General features: G+C 58.6%; 13 protein-coding genes and 1 pseudogene. 8 read left to right on the top strand and 6 right to left on the bottom strand.

Translation table 11 applies throughout. From position 1 onward, the window contains the following. Nucleotides 1-31 precede the first annotated feature (31 nt). The 5 genes and pseudogenes from dgt to A9G06_RS16215 all read left to right on the top strand — a co-directional run bounded on the left by dgt (nt 32) and on the right by A9G06_RS16215 (nt 9,589). Nucleotides 32-1,396 carry a dGTPase gene (dgt, locus tag A9G06_RS16235; RefSeq protein WP_069555861.1) on the top strand — a complete coding sequence of 455 codons (1,365 nt, stop codon included), beginning with the start codon at nt 32-34 and terminating at the stop codon, nt 1,394-1,396. A gap of 315 nt (nt 1,397-1,711) precedes the next feature. Next, nucleotides 1,712-1,915, top strand: a complete 204-nt coding sequence (locus A9G06_RS16230; RefSeq protein ID WP_005349248.1) for a hypothetical protein — start codon at nt 1,712-1,714, stop codon at nt 1,913-1,915. A gap of 223 nt (nt 1,916-2,138) precedes the next feature. Next, nucleotides 2,139-6,381 (top strand): annotated as a pseudogene (locus A9G06_RS22570) (transporter substrate-binding domain-containing protein). Further along, a complete protein-coding gene (locus A9G06_RS16220; protein WP_069555860.1) occupies nt 6,362-7,573 on the top strand; it encodes an EAL domain-containing response regulator in 1,212 nt (403 codons plus the stop codon). Before A9G06_RS22570 ends, A9G06_RS16220 begins: the two are co-directional and overlap by 20 nt. 39 nt (nt 7,574-7,612) lie before the next feature. Beyond that, a complete protein-coding gene (locus A9G06_RS16215) occupies nt 7,613-9,589 on the top strand; it encodes a methyl-accepting chemotaxis protein (RefSeq protein ID WP_069555859.1) in 1,977 nt (658 codons plus the stop codon). Nucleotides 9,590-9,648: 59 nt separating this feature from the next. Here A9G06_RS16215 and rfaH read toward each other — a convergent pair whose 3' ends face one another. From rfaH to metN, 4 genes are all read right to left on the bottom strand, one after another. After that, complete coding sequence (gene rfaH, locus A9G06_RS16210; protein ID WP_005339074.1) at nt 9,649-10,149, bottom strand: transcription/translation regulatory transformer protein RfaH; 501 nt, start codon at nt 10,147-10,149, stop codon at nt 9,649-9,651. Between the two features lie 96 nt (nt 10,150-10,245). Further along, nucleotides 10,246-11,046, bottom strand: a complete 801-nt coding sequence (gene metQ, locus A9G06_RS16205; protein WP_005339072.1) for a methionine ABC transporter substrate-binding lipoprotein MetQ — start codon at nt 11,044-11,046, stop codon at nt 10,246-10,248. Between the two features lie 25 nt (nt 11,047-11,071). Then, the gene (locus A9G06_RS16200) at nt 11,072-11,725 is read right to left on the bottom strand and encodes a methionine ABC transporter permease (protein ID WP_005339070.1); all 654 of its coding nucleotides are present in this window, start codon (nt 11,723-11,725) and stop codon (nt 11,072-11,074) included. After that, complete coding sequence (metN, locus tag A9G06_RS16195) at nt 11,706-12,749, bottom strand: methionine ABC transporter ATP-binding protein MetN (RefSeq protein ID WP_069555858.1); 1,044 nt, start codon at nt 12,747-12,749, stop codon at nt 11,706-11,708. The genes A9G06_RS16200 and metN overlap by 20 nt, the downstream gene beginning before the upstream one ends. A gap of 505 nt (nt 12,750-13,254) precedes the next feature. Here metN and A9G06_RS16190 point away from each other — a divergent pair. Further along, complete coding sequence (locus tag A9G06_RS16190) at nt 13,255-13,710, top strand: hypothetical protein (RefSeq protein ID WP_021231947.1); 456 nt, start codon at nt 13,255-13,257, stop codon at nt 13,708-13,710. 104 nt (nt 13,711-13,814) lie between these two features. Here the strand turns inward: A9G06_RS16190 and ppgK are convergent, their stop codons facing one another. Together ppgK and queG are read right to left on the bottom strand one after the other, a co-directional pair. After that, nucleotides 13,815-14,555, bottom strand: a complete 741-nt coding sequence (ppgK, locus tag A9G06_RS16185) for a polyphosphate--glucose phosphotransferase (protein ID WP_005339062.1) — start codon at nt 14,553-14,555, stop codon at nt 13,815-13,817. Nucleotides 14,556-14,666: 111 nt separating this feature from the next. Next, nucleotides 14,667-15,821: a tRNA epoxyqueuosine(34) reductase QueG gene (gene queG / locus A9G06_RS16180; RefSeq protein WP_069555857.1), complete on the bottom strand. Its 1,155-nt coding sequence runs from the start codon at nt 15,819-15,821 to the stop codon at nt 14,667-14,669. 60 nt (nt 15,822-15,881) lie between these two features. Here queG and A9G06_RS16175 point away from each other — a divergent pair, with 60 nt between their 5' ends. Together A9G06_RS16175 and tsaE are read left to right on the top strand one after the other, a co-directional pair. After that, nucleotides 15,882-17,393, top strand: a complete 1,512-nt coding sequence (locus A9G06_RS16175; protein WP_069555856.1) for a bifunctional ADP-dependent NAD(P)H-hydrate dehydratase/NAD(P)H-hydrate epimerase — start codon at nt 15,882-15,884, stop codon at nt 17,391-17,393. Between the two features lie 10 nt (nt 17,394-17,403). Further along, nucleotides 17,404-17,877 (top strand): tRNA (adenosine(37)-N6)-threonylcarbamoyltransferase complex ATPase subunit type 1 TsaE, encoded by a 474-nt coding sequence (tsaE, locus tag A9G06_RS16170; protein WP_005339056.1) that lies wholly within the window; start codon nt 17,404-17,406, stop codon nt 17,875-17,877. Nucleotides 17,878-17,880: the final 3 nt, after the last annotated feature.

The raw sequence follows: 17,880 nt of genomic DNA, 5'->3' as shown, positions 1-17,880 counted from the left end.
CTGATGGAAGTTGCTGGCAAGGAGCTGCGAGATGTATAGCCGTTTGATTACCCCCGCGCGCATCCACTCCTGGGGGGACGAGGATCTGCTGGAGGCGACCGAGCAGGATCGCGCCCGTATCGTGCAGGCAGCACCGGTGCGCCGGTTGCAACAGAAGACCCAGGTCTTTCCGCTCGATGTGAAGGCCTCGGTGCGCAGCCGCCTCACCCACTCGCTGGAGGTGCAGGAGACCGGTCGCCAGATCAGCCGCCGCATTCTGGCCGCCTTGCCTGCCGGGATGGTCTGTGAAGGGGCGTTTATCAATCTGGTAGAGATGTCCTGCCTGCTTCATGACGTGGGCAACCCGCCGTTTGGCCACTTTGGCGAGCAGGTGATGAGCCAGTGGCTCGGCGAGATGCTCGATCCCCTCTATCAGCAGGTGCTGGCGCAGCCCCCTTCGGCCCAGTGGGCGGAATTGCGTCAGGACCTGCAACTGTTTGATGGTAATGCCCAGAGTCTGCGACTGGTGCACAGCCTGCACGAGCTCAACCTGACGCTCGGACAATTGGCGGCGCTCTGCAAATACCCGCAGCAGCCGCAACCCGGCGTGAGCTATGGCCAGCATCATGGCTGGAGCAGCAAGCGGGGCATCTTCTTTAGCGAGCAGCCGCTCTACCGTGCCCTCGGCCAGAGTCTGGGATTGGCCCCCGGCTGTCGTCATCCGCTGGTCTACATCATGGAGGCGGCCGATGATATCTCCTACTGCATCGCCGACCTGGAAGATGCGGTAGATCGGAGGATCCTGACTCAGGGTGAACTGCTGGCGGCACTGCGAGCTGCTGACCAGAGTGACTACATGGGCACCTTGCTGGATGAGGCGCTTGCCAGTGGTCGGGGCTTTTTCCCCCGTTTTCGCCAGCTGTTGACCCGGGATCTGGTGGCGTTGGCGGCGCAGAGCTATGTCAGCGAACATCAGGCCATTTTGCAGGGATCCTATCCGCAAGCGCTGCTGCACGGTCAGGCGCCGGCGGCGCGGGTGCTCGATATCCTCAAGCGGGTGGCCCGCGAGCTGGTCTTTATGCGCCCCGAGGTGGAAGCGCTTGAGCTGGAGGGGTATGCGGCGCTGCGTGGGGTGCTGACCAGTTATGCCTGCCTGTTGGCGCTGCCAGCGCCACAGTTTGCCCGTCTGCTGGCCGGGGAGGGGAGTCAGGCGCTGTTCTTTGCGCGCCGCCTCTATCACCGTCTCTCGGCCCGCCATCTCAAGGCCTATCGATTGGCGATCGCCACCCCGGATCCGCGCTTTGCCTGCCAGAACGAGCAGGAGTGGTATTACCGGGTGCGGCTGCTGCTCGATTATGTCAGCGGCATGACGGATACCTATGTACTGGAAGAGTACCGGCTACTCTCGGGGATCTGATGCCCCAAGCTCCCTGTCGGGCAGCATAAAATGCCGTAAAAACGTTTAAAAAGGAGTCGCAAGAGGCTTGTTTTAAATTCGGATATTTTTTAGACTTCTGCAACCTGTTCAACTTTTACTCGGTAAGGAGACGAAAATGCAACATCTGATGCTCAATATTGCATTCTCTCGCGGCACTGCGTGCGGCGTGAAATCTCGTGCTCTTTTACCGCGTGGCGTAAACAGGTAACCCCTGTCTTTTTATCACCCGCGGTTCGTCCCGCAGGGTGATATCCACTTTCTCCGGGAGAACCGCATGTTCAACTGGAGAATGTCATGTCTATCGAACTGGTTTTACTGCGCAGTGTTGAATCCCTGGTCCAGAGAAGGATTGCCCGGGTCGAGCGTCGTCTCGTGCAGGTCAATCTGTCACCCGCCCTGCTCAGGGATATCGGGCTGGAAGGATATCAGGGTCAAATCGCCCTCGTTCGCGAGCGGGAGTATCAAACTGGCTTCCGCCTCGGGAATCGAATAACCTGATCGCGAGGGGGAGAATAAGATCCCCCTCGCTAGTGAAATGGCAGGCTGCATGCCTGCCATTTTTCCATCTTATGGTTGATTCCAGGTTCACATGTTGGTGACTCAGTATTATCCTCTCCGCCCTCTTTGTAACAGCTGTGATTGTTTTCTCGCCTTGCGTCGTCAGGATCTGCAAGATTAGAGGTGGCAGCCCTATCTGTTTTACTTATCAGGACAAGACCTTATGCCACTCTTTCGTCAGCTTTTTCTTCCCATTTTGCTGTTGCTTTCGGGCATGTTGGCTGTTGCGGCTCCCCAACCGCAAGATGAGAGCACAAGCAACGAAATCTCCGCACAAAAGGAGCTGCTGGTCGGGGTTCCCCGTGGCGGCTATCTCCCTTTCATCTATCAACTCCCCAACCAGCGTTATGCCGGTCCGCTCAAGGAGCTGGCCTCGCGCATTGCAGCCGAAATGGGCGTGTCATTGCGTTATATCCCCTACAACTCCTACGTGGATGCCCAGATTGCTCTCCAAGGCGGCCAGATTGATGCATTAATCGGGGTCGAACGTAATGCTCTTGAATTGAAGGGGATAAACCCTATTGGCAGTATCGGTTCTTATGCTCGCTCCATTTTAATGCATACCCCGGATCAGCGATTGACCCTGGATCAGGCGCGCAAGTTACGCTGGGTCTGTATTCGCGGGTTTGGCAGTTGCAATGAGTTGGATCGTTTGGGGATCTCTGATGTAACTGAGCTGGAGAGCCGTAACGAGGCGACCTATATGGTCAAGCTGGGGGCTGTCGATGCATATCTTGATTTGGAACCCATTGTTTCCCTCAAGATGGAGAGAATGCCTGCATCAATGGGGGTTGTCGCTCCTGGGTGGCTTTCTGGCAGTACGCTGACGATGGCGACCAGCTCCCGCCAGCCAGAGCTGAGCGAGAGGCTTTGGCAGGCATATCAACGGATACCTGTTGCAGACTCACGATTACGGTTGCATCAGAAAAATGAACGCGCCAACGCAGGTCTGTTGCTGGAACCAGATGAGGCCAATTGGCTGAAACAGAGAAACAAGGTGATCAAGTTCGCCGTTGCCCCCGGATTTGCCGGCATCAGTGAAATCGATGACGAAGGTGAATTGCATGGCTATACGGCAGACCTGATGAAGTTATTGAGTCTGCGCTCCGGGATCCGCTTTGAGCTGGCGTCGACAAATACCTGGCAGGAGTCACTTAAACTGCTGAAAGAGCACAAAGTGGACCTTATTCCCTTGATGACACCGCTCAAGGATCGTCAGTCCTTTGCCTCTTTTACCTCCTCCTATCTGAAGTTCGACAGCTATGTCGTAGCCAGACACGGTGCCCGCCCGCTGAAATCGCTGGCCGAGCTGAAAGGGCGTCTGATTGGTGGTGTGACGGGCTCTTACGAAGCCTCTCTCATTCACGCGCTGGGCGCCAATATTATCGAAGTGGGCAAGGATGCCGATTTACTGACCTTGCTTGACACCGGGCGAGCCGAATATGTGCTGTTGACCATGACCAATCTGGGACAGCAGGCGATGAAGGGTTTCAATGAGAAGTATCAGGTGGTGCTGAGCTCTCCCGAATTTTCCGTACCTATCAGCATGGCCGTCGATAATGCTCAGCCCGAGTTGCTCCGAATCATGGATAAGTTGCTGCTGACCATTACGGATGAGGAATGGCAACTGCTGGAACGGCGCTGGCTCAATGTGTCGGTCAATATCGAGTCTGATTACACCCTGATTTACAAGTGGTTGGCCATAGGGGGGGGGCGCCTTGCTCGTCAGCGGTTTACTGGTGATGCTCTGGGCTCGCAGTTTGCGTCGCCAGATTGCGCAGCGGAAAATCGCAGAGGACAAGCTGAACGAACAGTTGCTGTTTGTGCAGACCTTGCTCAACTCACTGCCAACCATGGTGGTGCTACGTGATAGCGAGCAGCGGATCACCTTGTGCAATCAGGCCTATCGCGATGCTTTCCTCGGTGCTGGCAGTAGTAGTGAGGAGCTGCAAAACATGCCCGAGGCACTCAGAAACAGTGTGTTGGAAGAAGAGCGTTTGGTGTGGCAGACCGGCCAGGATCTGGAGGGGGCCGGGAGCAACCTGCGAGCCGATGGCACGACCTGCCATGTTATCTATGCCAAACGCCCCTATAGAGATCCGGATGGCAATATGCAGGGGGTGTTGACGGTACTGACCGATGTGAGCCGGCTCAAGGAGGCGGAGGAGCGCGCCCGTCAGGCTGAAAATCGCCTTACCCAGATTACCGACAGCATGCCTGGGGTGGTCTATCAGTATTTGTGGCAAGGACCCGGCAAAGGGAGGTTTTTGTATGCTTCTCAGGGGGCCAGCGAGATCCTCGGGGCTTCCCGGCAGGACCTGTTCAATGCCGAATCGGGTGGTGAGGTATTTGGCTTTACCGAAGAGGCGCTCCAGGATTTTGTCAGCAAGGTGGCCAATCATGCCGAGACTCTGGCTCCCCTCGATCTGGAGGTCAAGGTGGAGCGACCTGAGGGAGATCGCTACCTGCAAGTACGTGGCAACTTTGTCAGACAGGAGCAGCAGGCGCTGATCCTCAATGGGGTCATTCAGGACATTACGGCCCTCAAGCAACAGGAATATGAGCTGCGCGAAGCTCGCGCCTATGCCGAGCAGGCGATGCAGGCTCGCAGCCGCTTTTTGGCAACCATGAGCCACGAGCTGCGCACTCCCATTTCAGGCATGCATGGCATGCTCGAATTGCTGCAAATGAGCGAGCTCAACGACGACCAGCGTTTTATGGTGCGCAATGTGGTCACCTCGACCAACAACCTGCTCTATCTGGTCAATGACATCCTCGATTTCTCCAAGATAGAAGCGGGTCAGTTGCAGTTGAATTACCAGAGCAGCCGGTTGCAAACGGTGATCTGCGATGCCATTCGTGGCCATGCGGCACTGGCTCATAACAAGGGGCTCAACGTGGTGCTGGAGTGGGAGTATCATGTGCCGGATTGGGCCGACATCGACGGGGTGCGTATCGGTCAGGTCATCTCCAACCTGCTCAACAATGCGGTGAAGTTTACCGAACAAGGGGGGATTACTATCCGGGTCAGCTACCTGAGCGAGCAACTGACCATCAGTGTCAGTGACACCGGTATAGGGATCGCCGAAGAGAAGCAGGCGCTGCTGTTCACGCCTTTTGAGCAGGTGGAGTCAGATATCAACCGTCGTTTTGGTGGCACCGGACTGGGGTTGGCAATCTGTGAACAGCTGGTGTGCAAAATGGGGGGGGCACTGACACTGACCAGCAAGGCAGGAGAGGGCTCCTGCTTCCGTTTTACCGTACCGCTTACCAATCCGCAGTGGGATCCCCCTGCTCTGGCTGACACTGAATGGTGGTTCTTCAGCGATGACACCAACCTCGAAGCGGCCATGGTACGGCAGGGGGCCAAGCTCAGGTACTTGGGGGCCAGTGAGCTCAGTCGCTCACTGGAAGGGTTGCTGTTGGCCGATCAACGGTGGCTTGAGCAAGCGTTGGGGGGGGAATGGCAAAGCTGGCTGCAACACTCTGCGCTGAAGGGGATCATAGCGTCACCCGATGAGGCGTTACGGGGTCGGATTGGTGAACAGAAATGGTGGCGCCTGGGTCTATCTCCTCTCTATCCGGATCTTCTGCTGGAGAGTTGCCACGAATTGCTACAGGAGCGGGTCACACCTCTCCTCCCTGCGCTTGCAGAGAAGCTGGGTGGCAAAGTATTGGTGGCCGATGATCATCCGGTCAATCGTGCCTTGCTGGCACGGCAGTTGGCCATTCTTGGTATCGAGGCTCAGGTTGTGGAAGATGGCGAGAAGGCTCTGCGGGCCTGGCAGGGGCAGCAATTCTCCCTGCTGTTGACTGATTGCCATATGCCGGTGATGGATGGTTATACCCTGACCAAGGCGCTGCGGGCTGCGGGAGTGACGGCTCCTATCATAGGGGTAACGGCAGATACGTCGGAAGAGGCGAGTGCTCGTATGGTAGAGGCTGGCATGAGTGACATGCTACTGAAGCCCTACCCGCTGGATATCTTGCGCCAGATGCTGGCCCACTGGCTGGCAGAGAGGACGCCAACCAGAAGCGCGGTTGCTCCAGTTGATGGGGTTACAGGCACTCAGGCTGAGCGCTGGTTGGCGCTGTTTGGTGACGAGCTGACCGCGCGAGCCATGGCGGTGGAGTATCTCGATTCCAACCGGCAGGATGGCGAGGCCATGATGGCAGCACTGATTTGTCATGATGCCAGCGCCTTGGTAGATACCGCCCACCGGATCAAGGGGGCTGCCCGAATGGTCGGGTTGGAGGAGCTTGCCAGCCAGGCTGCCATGCTGGAATCGGCTGCGCGATTGAAGCGGCTCGACGAGCTTGACGATCTTGTCAGCACTGTGCAGAGGTTGATGACGGCGATTGCCCACGACATTGGATTATGGCTCGATGAAAAAAGCACAACATGAGTTGGTCATCATGGTCGTGGAAGACCATGGATTTCAGCGCAAGGCGCTGCTGCACCAGATCCGCAGCCTGGGTTACCAGAATCTGCTGGAAGCGGTTGATGGTGTCGAGGCGTTGGCGCTTAGCCAGCAACACAACGTCGATATCCTGTTTTGTGATCTGCGAATGCCCGGAATGGATGGCATGGCGCTGTTGCGCCGCCTGTCGCTGGGTGGTTTTCAGGGCGGCATTATCCTCTCCAGCGCGCTTGAGGGGGATGTGGTCGAAGCCGTATTGCGCATGAGTACCGCTTATGGCTTGCAGGTGCTTGGTCGCATAGAGAAACCCTCAACGCCGCAGCAGCTCCAGCGGCTTATCCAGGCTTGGTCACCCCGACAGGAACCCGTCAGGGAGGAAGAGGGGCACAGAATAGGACTCGATGAGTTGCGTCTGGCGATCGAACAAGATCAATTGTTGCCCTGGTATCAGCCCAAGGTGAGTTTTGCATCCGGCGAATGGGTCGGGATGGAGGCGCTGGCCCGCTGGCAACACCCCGAGTTTGGCCTGATCCCACCCGGGCGTTTTATTTCACTGGCGGAGCACAACGGGCTTATCGATCCGTTGACCGAGGTGATCATCAGCAAATCTCTGAGTGATGGCCATTTATGGGAGGAAACCGGGTTGTCACTCAATCTGTCGATGAACCTCTCCACCACCTCACTCATTGAAGGGGATCTTTGCAACTTATTGATTGATCAGTGCAAGCGCTGGAGTATCAATCCGGAGCTTATCACTCTGGAGGTGACCGAGAGCGCATTCGTACAGGATCTGGGCAAGTCTCTGGAGGTGCTGACCCGGCTAAGGATGCATGGCTTTGGCCTCTCCATCGATGATTTTGGTACCGGTTACTCCTCGATGCAGCAGCTGGCACTGTTGCCGTTCACCGAACTCAAGCTGGATCGCTCCTTCGTCGATCGCTGCCATGCCGATCCGTCACGTTTGGCTATTATCGAGTCCAGTATCGAGTTGGCCCGCAAGCTGGGGCTGAAGTCGGTGGCGGAAGGGGTAGAGGATGAGGCAACCTGGCGAGTGCTGGCCCAACTCGGTTGCGACCTCTGTCAGGGATTTTTCTCTGCCCGCCCGATGCCGCGCAGTGAATTGGCTAATTGGCACCGGACTTGGCAAGATAGATTGCCTACACTGATATCTATCTGATTCTGTTGGCTGGATCCCTCCGTTTGAACAAGGATGTTCATGAAAATCTCAAGCAAGTTGCTGCTCAGCTTCGGTTTTATCAACCTGCTGATCCTGCTCTCCTCCACGCTGGTCTATTACCGGCTGACCCAGATCAATCAGGCCCAACACACCTTGTTGGAGCAGGCGCTGCCCGCTTTGCAGCGGGATGAGGCGAGCCAGAAGGCACTGGTTGCCACCGTTTCTGCCTTGCGTGGCTATCTGATCCTCGGCAAGGATCCGGCTCAGGCTTCCCGCCTCAAGCAGGAGTGGGAGTCGGCCTGGCAGGCTATTGCCCATCAGGCGTTCAGTCCGGCGCTCGCCAAGTCTCTCGAGACCTTCAAAAGCCATCAGGAGAAGGTGTGGACTATCGCTCAGAGCGAAGAGAATCTGCCCGCTCACACCCTGATGCTGCAGGAAGCGGGGCCGCTGGCGGAGGCTGCGCTCGATCAGCTGCAATCTTTTGCCAATGAAGAAGTTGGCACTCCGCAGGATCAACTCTCCGGCGATCGCCGCATGCTGCTCAAACAGGTGGGGGATGCCTACAACAGCCTCGCCAACGCCCTCTCTGCCCTGCGGGATTTTCTTATCTCAGGTGACCCCGAATACCGCAGCAAGTATCAGGATTACTACCAGTTTCATCAGCAGCGTGTGGCTGAGGTTAAACAGCAAGCCGCGCTCTTTACCGACACCCAGCAGAGCCTCTGGCAGCTGTTTGAAGAGATGGCGACCCCTTTCTCCGAGCTGGTGGGGCAGGTGATCGAGAAGCGCCAGGCACCGGATTGGGATCAGGCAAACTACCTGATGGCCACCGACATCGAGCCGATGCAGTCCAGCCTCAGCGAGCAGTTGGTCCAGCAGGTGGGGAAAACCCGTGCCGAGGTGGATCAGATTTCGGCGCAGATGACCGGAGCCGGGAGGGCCATCAACCAGACACTGCTGTTGGCTACCGGCAGTGCCATCGTGCTTGGCATGGTGGTCGCATGGCTCTTTAGTCGCCGTCTGACCCGTGACATTGCCTGTCTGGTGACCCGGGCGGGGCAGGTTGCGGATGGCCGGCTGGCGGCCGAGCCCTTGCCAATCACAGGGCAGGATGAGTTGGGAGAATTGACTGGTTCCATCAACCGGATGTCTGCCCAGTTACATCATCTGGTCGGGGAGTTGCAGGGCGCAGTGGGGCAGGTCGAGGTGGCCTGTCTCGATGTGGGCAGCACCACCAGAGCCATAGTGGCGGATCTGACGGAGCAGGATCAGCGGGTTGATGCGGTGGCGGCGGCTATCGATCAGATGTCGGTGAGTGCTCGTGATGTGGCTGGCAACATTGCCGGTGTGGCGGATGGTGCCCATCAGGTGAAGCAGCAGACCCTTCAGGGAGAGGCTGCGCTGGCACGAATGAGCGATACCATGCAGCAGATTGCCGCCATGATTGGACAGGCCAACGAAGCCATGGGGCTGCTGGAGCATCAGAGTGAACAGGTGGGGCAGATCACCGAGGTGATCGCCACTATAGCCGAGCAGACCAATCTGCTGGCACTCAATGCGGCGATAGAAGCGGCGCGGGCAGGCGAGCAGGGGCGTGGTTTTGCGGTGGTGGCAGATGAGGTTCGCCAGCTGGCAACCCGCACCCATCAATCCACCGCCGAGATCAGCCAGACTATTGCGGCCATCTCCCAGCAGACTCGCCAGACGGTAAGTACCGTCAGCAGCGGAACCCGGTTGGTGGAGCAAGGGCGGGATGCAGTTGGATTGGTGACCGATACCCTGAGTGCCATGAACCAGCTGGTACAGTCGCTGTCGGGCCAGCTGGAGGCCATTTCTGTGGCAACCGAGCAGCAGTCGCGGGTGGCCGCCGAGGTATCCGGGACGGTCGACGACATTGCCGCGCTCAGTCGGCAATCCTGTCAGCGTAGTCAGCAGGGGGAGGAGATCGTAGCCAGACTGGCTGGCGATACCGGCAAGCTGAAGGCGGTCATCGCACGCTTTGATCTTGATGCGTGAGATGACGGGATCATCCCGCCATTGCTATTGCCATTCACCGGGCCGTCTGGCCCGTGGGTTTAGTCCAGACGTCTGAAGGTGTGGTTGTCGAAGCTGCTGGTGGTCTCCCGGTTGAGCAGGCTGACCAGCAAAATCGCCCGTTTCTCTCCATCCGGCTCCATATAGATGGCTTCGAAGCCTGCCAACGGCCCCTCTTCAATCAGCACCTTGTCGCCCGAGCAGGGCAGGCTGGCGTAGCTGGCTCTCGCCTCGTCGCTATCATCGCGGCTCATCAGCTGATAGACCAGCTTGCTGCTGATGGGGGTCCATTCACTGCCAAAGTGGATGATCCGGCTGATGCCGCGGGTCGATTTCAGGGTGACCGGTGTCACCTCTTCCAAATCAACGAAGATAAACAGATAGTTGGGGAACATGGGTTCCCGTACCGGAACTCGCTTGCCCCGGCGCAGCTTCTCGATCTCCACCATGGGGTAATAGGATTCGATACCCTGGGCATCGAGGTGGGCGCGGGCGCGGGCCTCTTCTTTTGGCTTGCAGTAGGCCAGATACCATTTTTTCATGTTATGAGTATGTTCGTGTTGCCGTGCTCGCGGATATGATAGCGGCGCCAATAAAAAAGGCCACGCATTGCGTGGCCTTTTTTGCCGAGTGAGCAATTACCAACCTTTTACCAGGCCGCCTTTGAACAGCTCCAACCCTTTCTTGTAGACATCATCAGTCTGGAAAGCTTGTACGAACTGTTTGACCTTCTCGTCATCCTTGTTGTTGTCGCGGGCGACGATCAGGTTGACGTACGGGGACTCTTTGTCTTCAACAAACAGGCCGTTTTCGGTCGGGGTCAGACCAATCTGACCGGCGAAGGTGTTGTTGATGATAGCCAGATCCACATCTTCCAGCGAGCGCGGCAGCTGGGCTGCTTCCAGCTCGACAATCTTGAAGTTGCGCGGGTTGCTGGCGATATCCAGCACGGTGGCTTCCAGACCGGCGCCATCCTTCAGGGTGATCAGACCCTGTTTGGCCAGCAGGATCAGGGAGCGGCCCAGGTTGGTCGGATCGTTCGGTACCGCGATCTGGGCGCCATCTTGCAGCTCGCTCAGCGCCTTGATCTTCTTGGAGTAACCGGCAATCGGGTAGACGAAGGTGTTGCCAACCGGCACCAGCTTGAAGCCGCGATCACGTACTTGCGCATCCAGATAGGGTTTGTGCTGGAAAGCGTTGACGTCGATGCTGCCATCGTTCAGCGCCACGTTCGGGGTGACGTAGTCGGAGAAGTTGACCACCTCGACTGTCAGACCGTATTTCTCTTTGGCTACCTTGGCAGCCACTTCAACCAGTTCGGTCTCCGGGCCGGCAATAGCACCCACTTTCAGAACCTTGCTCTCTTCTTTTTGACCGCAACCGGCCAGAACCAGACCAGCCAGCAGGGCAGCCGCAACGGATTTGATGCCAAATTTCATAAAACCTCCTGTCAGAAATCGACGATTAACGATGATCACATTTGTTGACCAGGCGCTCACCCGCGCTCTGGATAAGTTGAACCAGTACTACCAGGATAACCACGGTCACCAGCATGACGGTCGGGTCAAAGCGCTGATAACCATAACGAATACCCACATCCCCCAGACCACCGCCACCGATAGCCCCGGCCATGGCCGAGTAGTTCACCAGAGTGACGAGGGTAATGGTGACACTGTTGAGGATGCCGGGCAGGGCCTCGGGCAGCAGCACCTTGGTGATAATTTGCAGCGGCTTGGCGCCCATCGCCTTAGCCGCTTCCAGCAGGCCGTCCGGCACCTCCATCAGGGCCCCTTCCACCAGACGGGCGATGAAAGGGATGCAACCGACAGTCAGCGGCACGATGGCGGCGATGGTGCCGATACTGGTGCCGACAATCAGCCGGGTCAGCGGAATGATGGCGACCAGCAGGATGATAAAGGGCACCGAGCGACCCACGTTGACCACCATGCCCAGAGTACGGTTGAGCAGGGGGTTGGCCAGGATCTGGCCGGCTTTGGTCACATGCAGCGCCACGCCGAGCGGCAGACCCAGCAGGCAGCCGAATAGAGCGGAGGCAAACACCATGATCAGGGTGTCGCCCAGGGCCGTGATGAGCAGATTAATCATGGCTTCGGACATAACCCATTACCTCCAGCTGAATGTGGTTGTCGATGAGGAACTGCTGGGTCGCCTCGCACTGGGCTTCATCCCCGAACAGCTCGGCCAGCAGGAAACCGAATTTGACGCCTCCGGCGTATTCGATGTCTGCGCTCAGAATGCTGATGTCGATATTGAAACGGCGGCTCGCCTCGGAGATCAGCGGCGTATCGACCGTGCTGCCGGTAAAGCCGAGCTTCACCAGCGGGTAGCTGCTCGGCACCCGCTCACTGCTCATCCGATCCTGATACTCCTGCGGTACCTCCAGATGGATGGTGGAGTGGATGAAGTCACGTGCCAGCTGGGTTTTGGCGTTGCTGAAGAACCAGGCCACTTCGCCCTGTTCGATCAGACGGCCGTCGCTGATGATGGCCACTTCGTCACAGATCCCCTTCACCACATCCATCTCGTGGGTGATGAGCAGGATGGTGAGCCCCAGCTTGACGTTGATCTCCTTGAGCAGGGTCAGGATCGAGCGGGTGGTCTGCGGGTCGAGGGCCGAGGTGGCCTCGTCGCAGAGCAGTACCTTGGGGGCTGGTGCCAGTGCGCGAGCAATGGCGACGCGCTGTTTCTGACCGCCGGAAAGCTCGGACGGATAGGCCTGGGCACGGGCTTCCAGCCCGACCAGTGCCAGCAGCTCGGCAACCCGTTGCTGGCTCTTCTCTTTGCTCCAGCCCGCCAGCTCCAGCGGAAAGGCGATGTTGGCGGAGACGGTGCGGGAGGCAAGCAGGTTGAAGTGCTGGAAAATCATCCCGATCTGGCGGCGAGCCTGGGTCAGATCCCGTTCGCTCAGGGCGACCAGATCCTGGCCATCAACGATGACTTGACCCTCTGTCGGGCGCTCCAGCAGGTTGACACAACGAATGAGGGTACTCTTGCCGGCACCGGAGGCACCGATCACCCCGAAAATTTTGCCTTGGGGTACATGCAGACTCACATCACGCAGGGCGTGCACGGCGTCACTGCCTGTACCGTAGACTTTGTTGAGACCGATCAACTTAATCATGGATTCTTCCGTGCTAACAGCCTTAAAGCACAGGGCGCTACAGGCGGGGAAATTGGGCAGAGGTTCCACTGGGTTACTCTGTCATCATGGAGGATGATGCTAAGATGTCCGGATGGCTGTGTCAACGCATGTTTTTACGTCTAGACGTCTAAAAAAGTGATAAGGATTTCTGTCAGGCGGATAACGATCAGGATGGTATTGTTGCTCTTCCAGATCCTGTTTCGTCCCTGCGGCAGATAACCGAATTAAAGATGGTTTATACACGGTAAATGCTGGTTTTATTAGTGTGTCAGCCCGTATCTGTCCACATTGGCTATCGAGCCTGATGCTCCTCCATCGTTACACAAATTGCTGCACAAATCGTTCCCTATTCGCGACCGGATCACCTGACGGCCACTTTGTCGGCGTCAACCTTGATGCAGCGCAAGAGGGGCTCGGATAGGGATTGGGTCGGTGGCGCTTGTTTTTTATACTGATGATGCTGACAAGCATGGAGGGCAGTGCGATGAGATTCCAACAGATCAAAGAGTTGCTGCACTATCTTGAACAGGTTCATCACCAGCTCGGGCTCTGTTACGGGCGTTTGACCAGTCAGGTGGACAACGAACGGAGCCGGATGTTGCTGGTCTATCTGCAAGGGCGTGAGGATGCGGCCAGTGCCCATCTGCACGAATATGCCGCTCAACTGGGAGAGGCGGTCAGGGAGACCTGGCTGAACCAGAGTTTCAGCGAGGATATGCTGCCTGCCATTACCCGCTTCGAGCTGCCGGCATCAGTCCAGACTCAGGATATCGTCACTCAGGTATGCCGCTGGGAAGAGCAGCTGGTGGGCGAGCTGAGTCATCTGGCCCGGGAGTGCCCGACACCGGCCACCACCGCTTTGCTCGAGAATCTGGCCGGGCTGGAGCAGACCCGCCTGACTCGGCTGGTGCACGGGGTGCATCGACTCGACGACATGTAGCGGGTGATAAGCACCAAACACGCAAGATGGCCGCAAAACAAAAGGGCCCGGCAGCAGTGCCGAGCCCTTTCCATTGGTATCTGCTGACTTGCAGTGAGCGTCGGTCAGCCCTGCTGCTCGGCCGCGTAGAGGGCGGCCCCGATAATGCCCGCCTGATTGAGGCTGGCCGCCGGAATAAGCGGCGCCCGGGTCTCGATGCGATCGACAAACTTATCCAGCTTGGCTGCGCTGCCGCCCCCCAGAATGAAGAGGTCGGGGGAGAAGAGAAACTCGAGGCGCGCCAGATACTTGTTGAAACGCTTGCCCCAGCGGTTCCAGGAGAGATCTTCCCGTTTGCGCGCCGCATCGGAGCAATAGTGCTCGGCGACCATTCCTTCCAGCATCAGATGGCCCAGCTCGGTGTTGGGCAGCAGATGGCCGTTGACGAAGATGGCTGTGCCGATACCGGTGCCGACCGTGATGAGGATGATGACCCCCTTGCGATCCTTGCCGGCGCCAAAGCGCATCTCGGCCAGACCGGCGGCGTCGGCATCATTCAGCACATAGCAGGGCTTGCCGGTGACATCGGCAAACAGATGCTCGGCATCGGTTTCGATCCAGCTCTTGTCGATGTTGGCGGCACTCTTGGCAACCCCGTTGTGGATGGTGGCGGGAAAGCCGCAGCCCACCGGTCCTTTCCAGTCGAAGTGTTCGACCAGCGCCTTGAGGGTATGGGCGATGGCGGCCGGGGTGGCCGGTTGCGGTGTGGCAATGCGATGGCGCTCGCCAATCAATTCGCCGGTTTTGGTATCGACCAGACAGCCCTTGATCCCTGAGCCTCCAATATCCACTCCCAACATATGCATCTGTGTTGTCCTTGTTGTGTGCCGAGCAGTTTGCAGTGACCACGCTGTTATGGGCACTGCAGGTCGGCAGAGCATGAAAAAAGTGCTGTAATCCGGCAAGGGGCAGATCACTTATGCGTGATCCGACAGACCTTTTTCGATGCAGCGGATCAGCAAACGGGTCTTCTTGTTCTCTTCATCCTGACGCCGGGCAAGGGTGGCCAGCGCCCATTCGATATGTTCGGCCACCATGGGATCGGCGGTGGTCAGCCCCAGTTGCAGGGCCGCGATCACCTCGGGGGTTGCCGGGCCATTGCCAAGGGCGACCGCCAGATTGCGGCGCCAGCGCTGGTAACCGATGCGGCGGATCGGGCTCCCCTCGGTCTGTTTGAGGAAATCGCTCTCGCTCCAGCACCACAGCGCCAGCAGGGGCGGGCGGTGCAGGCTGGGGCGCGGGCTAAAATCGGGTTCTGGGCTGGCATCGGCATAGCGATTCCAGGGGCAGATAAGCTGGCAGTCGTCGCAGCCGTAGATGCGGTTGCCCATCAGGGGGCGAAACTCTTCCGGAATAGGGCCGTCATTCTCGATGGTGAGATAGGAGATGCAGCGGCGGCCATCAACCACATAGGGGGCGACAATGGCGCCGGTCGGGCAGATGTTGATGCAGGCGACGCACTTGCCGCACTGCTCCTTCTCCACTGGCTGGTCGAGCGGCAGCGGCAGGTTGAGCAACAGCTCACCTAGAAAGAAGAAGGAGCCAGCCGATTCGTTGAGCAGCAGTGAGTGTTTGCCAACCCAGCCGAGGCCCGCCTTGGCTGCCAGTGGCCGCTCGAGGATGGGGGCGGAGTCGACGAAGGGGCGCCACTCACCCAAGGCCTCTTCAGTGCCTTGAAACAGCTCGGCGCAGCGCGCTTCGATGCGATCACCCAGCTGTTTGAGACGGTTGCGCAGCACCTTGTGGTAGTCGCGACCGAGAGCATAACGGCTGATATAGCCCAGAGTCGGATCGCGCAGGGTGGCAGCAAAGCCTGCCTCGAACGGCAGGTAGTTCATCCGCACCGACAACACCCGCACCGTGCCCGGCAGCAGCTCGTGGGGGCGCGCGCGCATCATGCCGTGGCGCGCCATGTAATCCATGCTGCCGTGATAGCCCGCATCCAGCCAGGCCTGCAATCTCGGCTCTTCGATACGCAGGTCGGTGTCGGTGATGCCCGCCTGGTCAAATCCTAGCTCCCGTGCCCAGAGCTTGATATCGTGGGCCAGCTGGTGGAAGTCAGGTGCGCTCATGCGGCTTGGCCTGGCCGGCGTTTGCTGGCGTGGGTCGATTGATAAGAGGCGGGAGCCGTCATGGTAGAGATCATCAGGGGCGCGTTGGGCACAAAAGAGGGGGGCAGTTTACCACAGGGGCTGTGGCAGACTGAACAGATCCGCACACTGGAGCGCAACTGGGCCGCGCGTGAGGGGCAACCTCTCTATGCCCTGATGGAGCGAGCCGGTGCCGCGCTGCGTACTTATGCCACCCTGCATTGGCCCGACAGTCGCTGCTGGTGGATTTTCGTCGGCCCCGGTAATAACGGCGGTGATGGCTATGTGCTGGCCCGCCTTGCCCGCCAGATTAGCATCGAGGTGGTGGTGATTGCCGCCAGGGCACCCGACCAGCTGAAGGGGGATGCCAGACGGGCCGCCGATGAGTGGCTGGCGGCCGGAGGCCGGGTCTGGCTGGCCGAGCAGTTTGATAAGGACCAGCACTCCCCCCCGGAGCTGGTGGTCGATGCCCTGCTTGGCACCGGCGTCAACACGCCCCTCTCGCCACTACTGACAAAGATCGTCGCAACAATCAATGGCTTGGCTGTGCCCGTGCTGGCGGTGGATCTCCCCTCCGGCCTCAACGGCGATACCGGCCGTGCCATGGGGGCCGTGGTGCAGGCCACTCGCACCCTCACCTTTATCGGTATCAAGCAGGGGATGCTCACCGGCGACGGGGTGGATTGTGTCGGCCAGCTCGACTGTGATCCCCTTGGTGTGACGCCTGATGACACTATGCTGCCCGCTGCCTGGCGTATCGATTATCCGCAGCTCAGCACGCAGCTGACCCCGCGCCCGCGCGCTTCCCACAAGGGCTCTTATGGCAAGGTACTGCTGGTGGGGGGCAATCGCGGCATGCAGGGGGCCATTGTGCTGGCTGCCCGCGCCTGCCTGCGGGCGGGGGCCGGGCTGGTGAGGGTGTGTCAGCATCCGGAACATCCGCCGGTCAGCCTCTACCAACCCGAGCTGATGAGCCTCACCAGCGCTGATGACGAGGGGTGGGCGTCGGTGCGGGTCATCGGCCCCGGTCTCGGTCAGGATGAGTGGGGATGCGCGCAAATCGCTCGTAATCTCACCGATCGGCTGCCACTGGTTTTGGACGCCGATGGATTGAATTGGCTGGCGCAATCTCCCCGCCATCAGGATAATTGGGTGCTCACGCCCCATCCCGGCGAAGCGGCGCGCCTGCTGGGATGCACCATTGCCGAGATTGAAACCGACCGGTTTGCCGCCGTGCAGGCGCTGCAGAGGCGTTATGGCGGTGTGGTGTTGTTAAAAGGGGCGGGAACACTTATTTATGACGGCGAGCGGGTCGCTCTCTGTTGTGAAGGCAATCCCGGCATGGCAAGTGGCGGGATGGGCGATCTGTTATCTGGTATAATCGCAGCCCTTTTGGCCCAGGGCTGGTCTGCCACCATGGCTAGCTGGCTGGGCGCCGTGATCCACGGCGAGGCTGCAGATCAGGCCGCCGCTGACGGCGAGCGGGGCATGCTGGCGTCAGACTTGCTGCCGCTGATCCGCAAACTGGTTAATCCCGACACCATTACAAGTTAAAAAGAAGAACATGGCAAAACAGTTGATGATGACACTGCCGGACGAGGCAGCAACCGTGGCACTGGGTGGCCGTCTGGCACAGGCTTGCCAGCAGGCGACCACAGTGTTTTTGCATGGCACGCTTGGCGCCGGTAAAACCACCCTGACCCGCGGCTGGGTGCAGGGCCTTGGCCATCAGGGCAAGGTAAAAAGCCCGACTTACACCCTGGTCGAACCCTATGAGCTCGATGGCTGGCAGGTCTACCATTTTGATCTCTATCGCCTGGCAGATCCGGAAGAGCTGGAATTCATGGGCATTCGGGACTATTTTGCCGCCAACACTCTCTGTCTGGTGGAGTGGTCCGAGAAGGGCGAGGGCTGGTTACCGGCTCCCGACCTGGAAATTACCCTCACCTATGTAGGCGAGCAGCGCGAGGTTCTGATAGAGGCTCGCACTGCTATTGGCGAAGCCATTCTGGAACGGTTGTCATCTACGTGCGCTTGATCC

The sequence above is a fragment of the Aeromonas sp. DNP9 genome (genome assembly GCF_001728955.1).
GTDB classification, from domain to species: Bacteria; Pseudomonadota; Gammaproteobacteria; order Enterobacterales; family Aeromonadaceae; genus Aeromonas; species Aeromonas veronii.
Note: the sequence above shows the minus strand (reverse complement) of the source record. Positions and strands in the feature narration are given on the sequence as shown.

Excerpts from the sequence above, each read along its gene's own strand:
- ppgK (WP_005339062.1), bottom strand. The coding sequence starts at position 14,555 with ATGCATATGTTGGGAGTGGATATTGGAGGCTCAGGGATCAAGGGCTGT.
- rfaH (WP_005339074.1), bottom strand. The coding sequence starts at position 10,149 with ATGAAAAAATGGTATCTGGCCTACTGCAAGCCAAAAGAAGAGGCCCGC.
- queG (WP_069555857.1), bottom strand. The coding sequence starts at position 15,821 with ATGAGCGCACCTGACTTCCACCAGCTGGCCCACGATATCAAGCTCTGG.
- A9G06_RS16230 (WP_005349248.1), top strand. The coding sequence starts at position 1,712 with ATGTCTATCGAACTGGTTTTACTGCGCAGTGTTGAATCCCTGGTCCAG.
- metQ (WP_005339072.1), bottom strand. The coding sequence starts at position 11,046 with ATGAAATTTGGCATCAAATCCGTTGCGGCTGCCCTGCTGGCTGGTCTG.
- metN (WP_069555858.1), bottom strand. The coding sequence starts at position 12,749 with ATGATTAAGTTGATCGGTCTCAACAAAGTCTACGGTACAGGCAGTGAC.
- A9G06_RS16190 (WP_021231947.1), top strand. The coding sequence starts at position 13,255 with ATGAGATTCCAACAGATCAAAGAGTTGCTGCACTATCTTGAACAGGTT.
- A9G06_RS16200 (WP_005339070.1), bottom strand. The coding sequence starts at position 11,725 with ATGTCCGAAGCCATGATTAATCTGCTCATCACGGCCCTGGGCGACACC.
- tsaE (WP_005339056.1), top strand. The coding sequence starts at position 17,404 with ATGGCAAAACAGTTGATGATGACACTGCCGGACGAGGCAGCAACCGTG.
- dgt (WP_069555861.1), top strand. The coding sequence starts at position 32 with ATGTATAGCCGTTTGATTACCCCCGCGCGCATCCACTCCTGGGGGGAC.
- A9G06_RS16215 (WP_069555859.1), top strand. The coding sequence starts at position 7,613 with ATGAAAATCTCAAGCAAGTTGCTGCTCAGCTTCGGTTTTATCAACCTG.
- A9G06_RS16175 (WP_069555856.1), top strand. The coding sequence starts at position 15,882 with ATGGTAGAGATCATCAGGGGCGCGTTGGGCACAAAAGAGGGGGGCAGT.
- A9G06_RS16220 (WP_069555860.1), top strand. The coding sequence starts at position 6,362 with ATGAAAAAAGCACAACATGAGTTGGTCATCATGGTCGTGGAAGACCAT.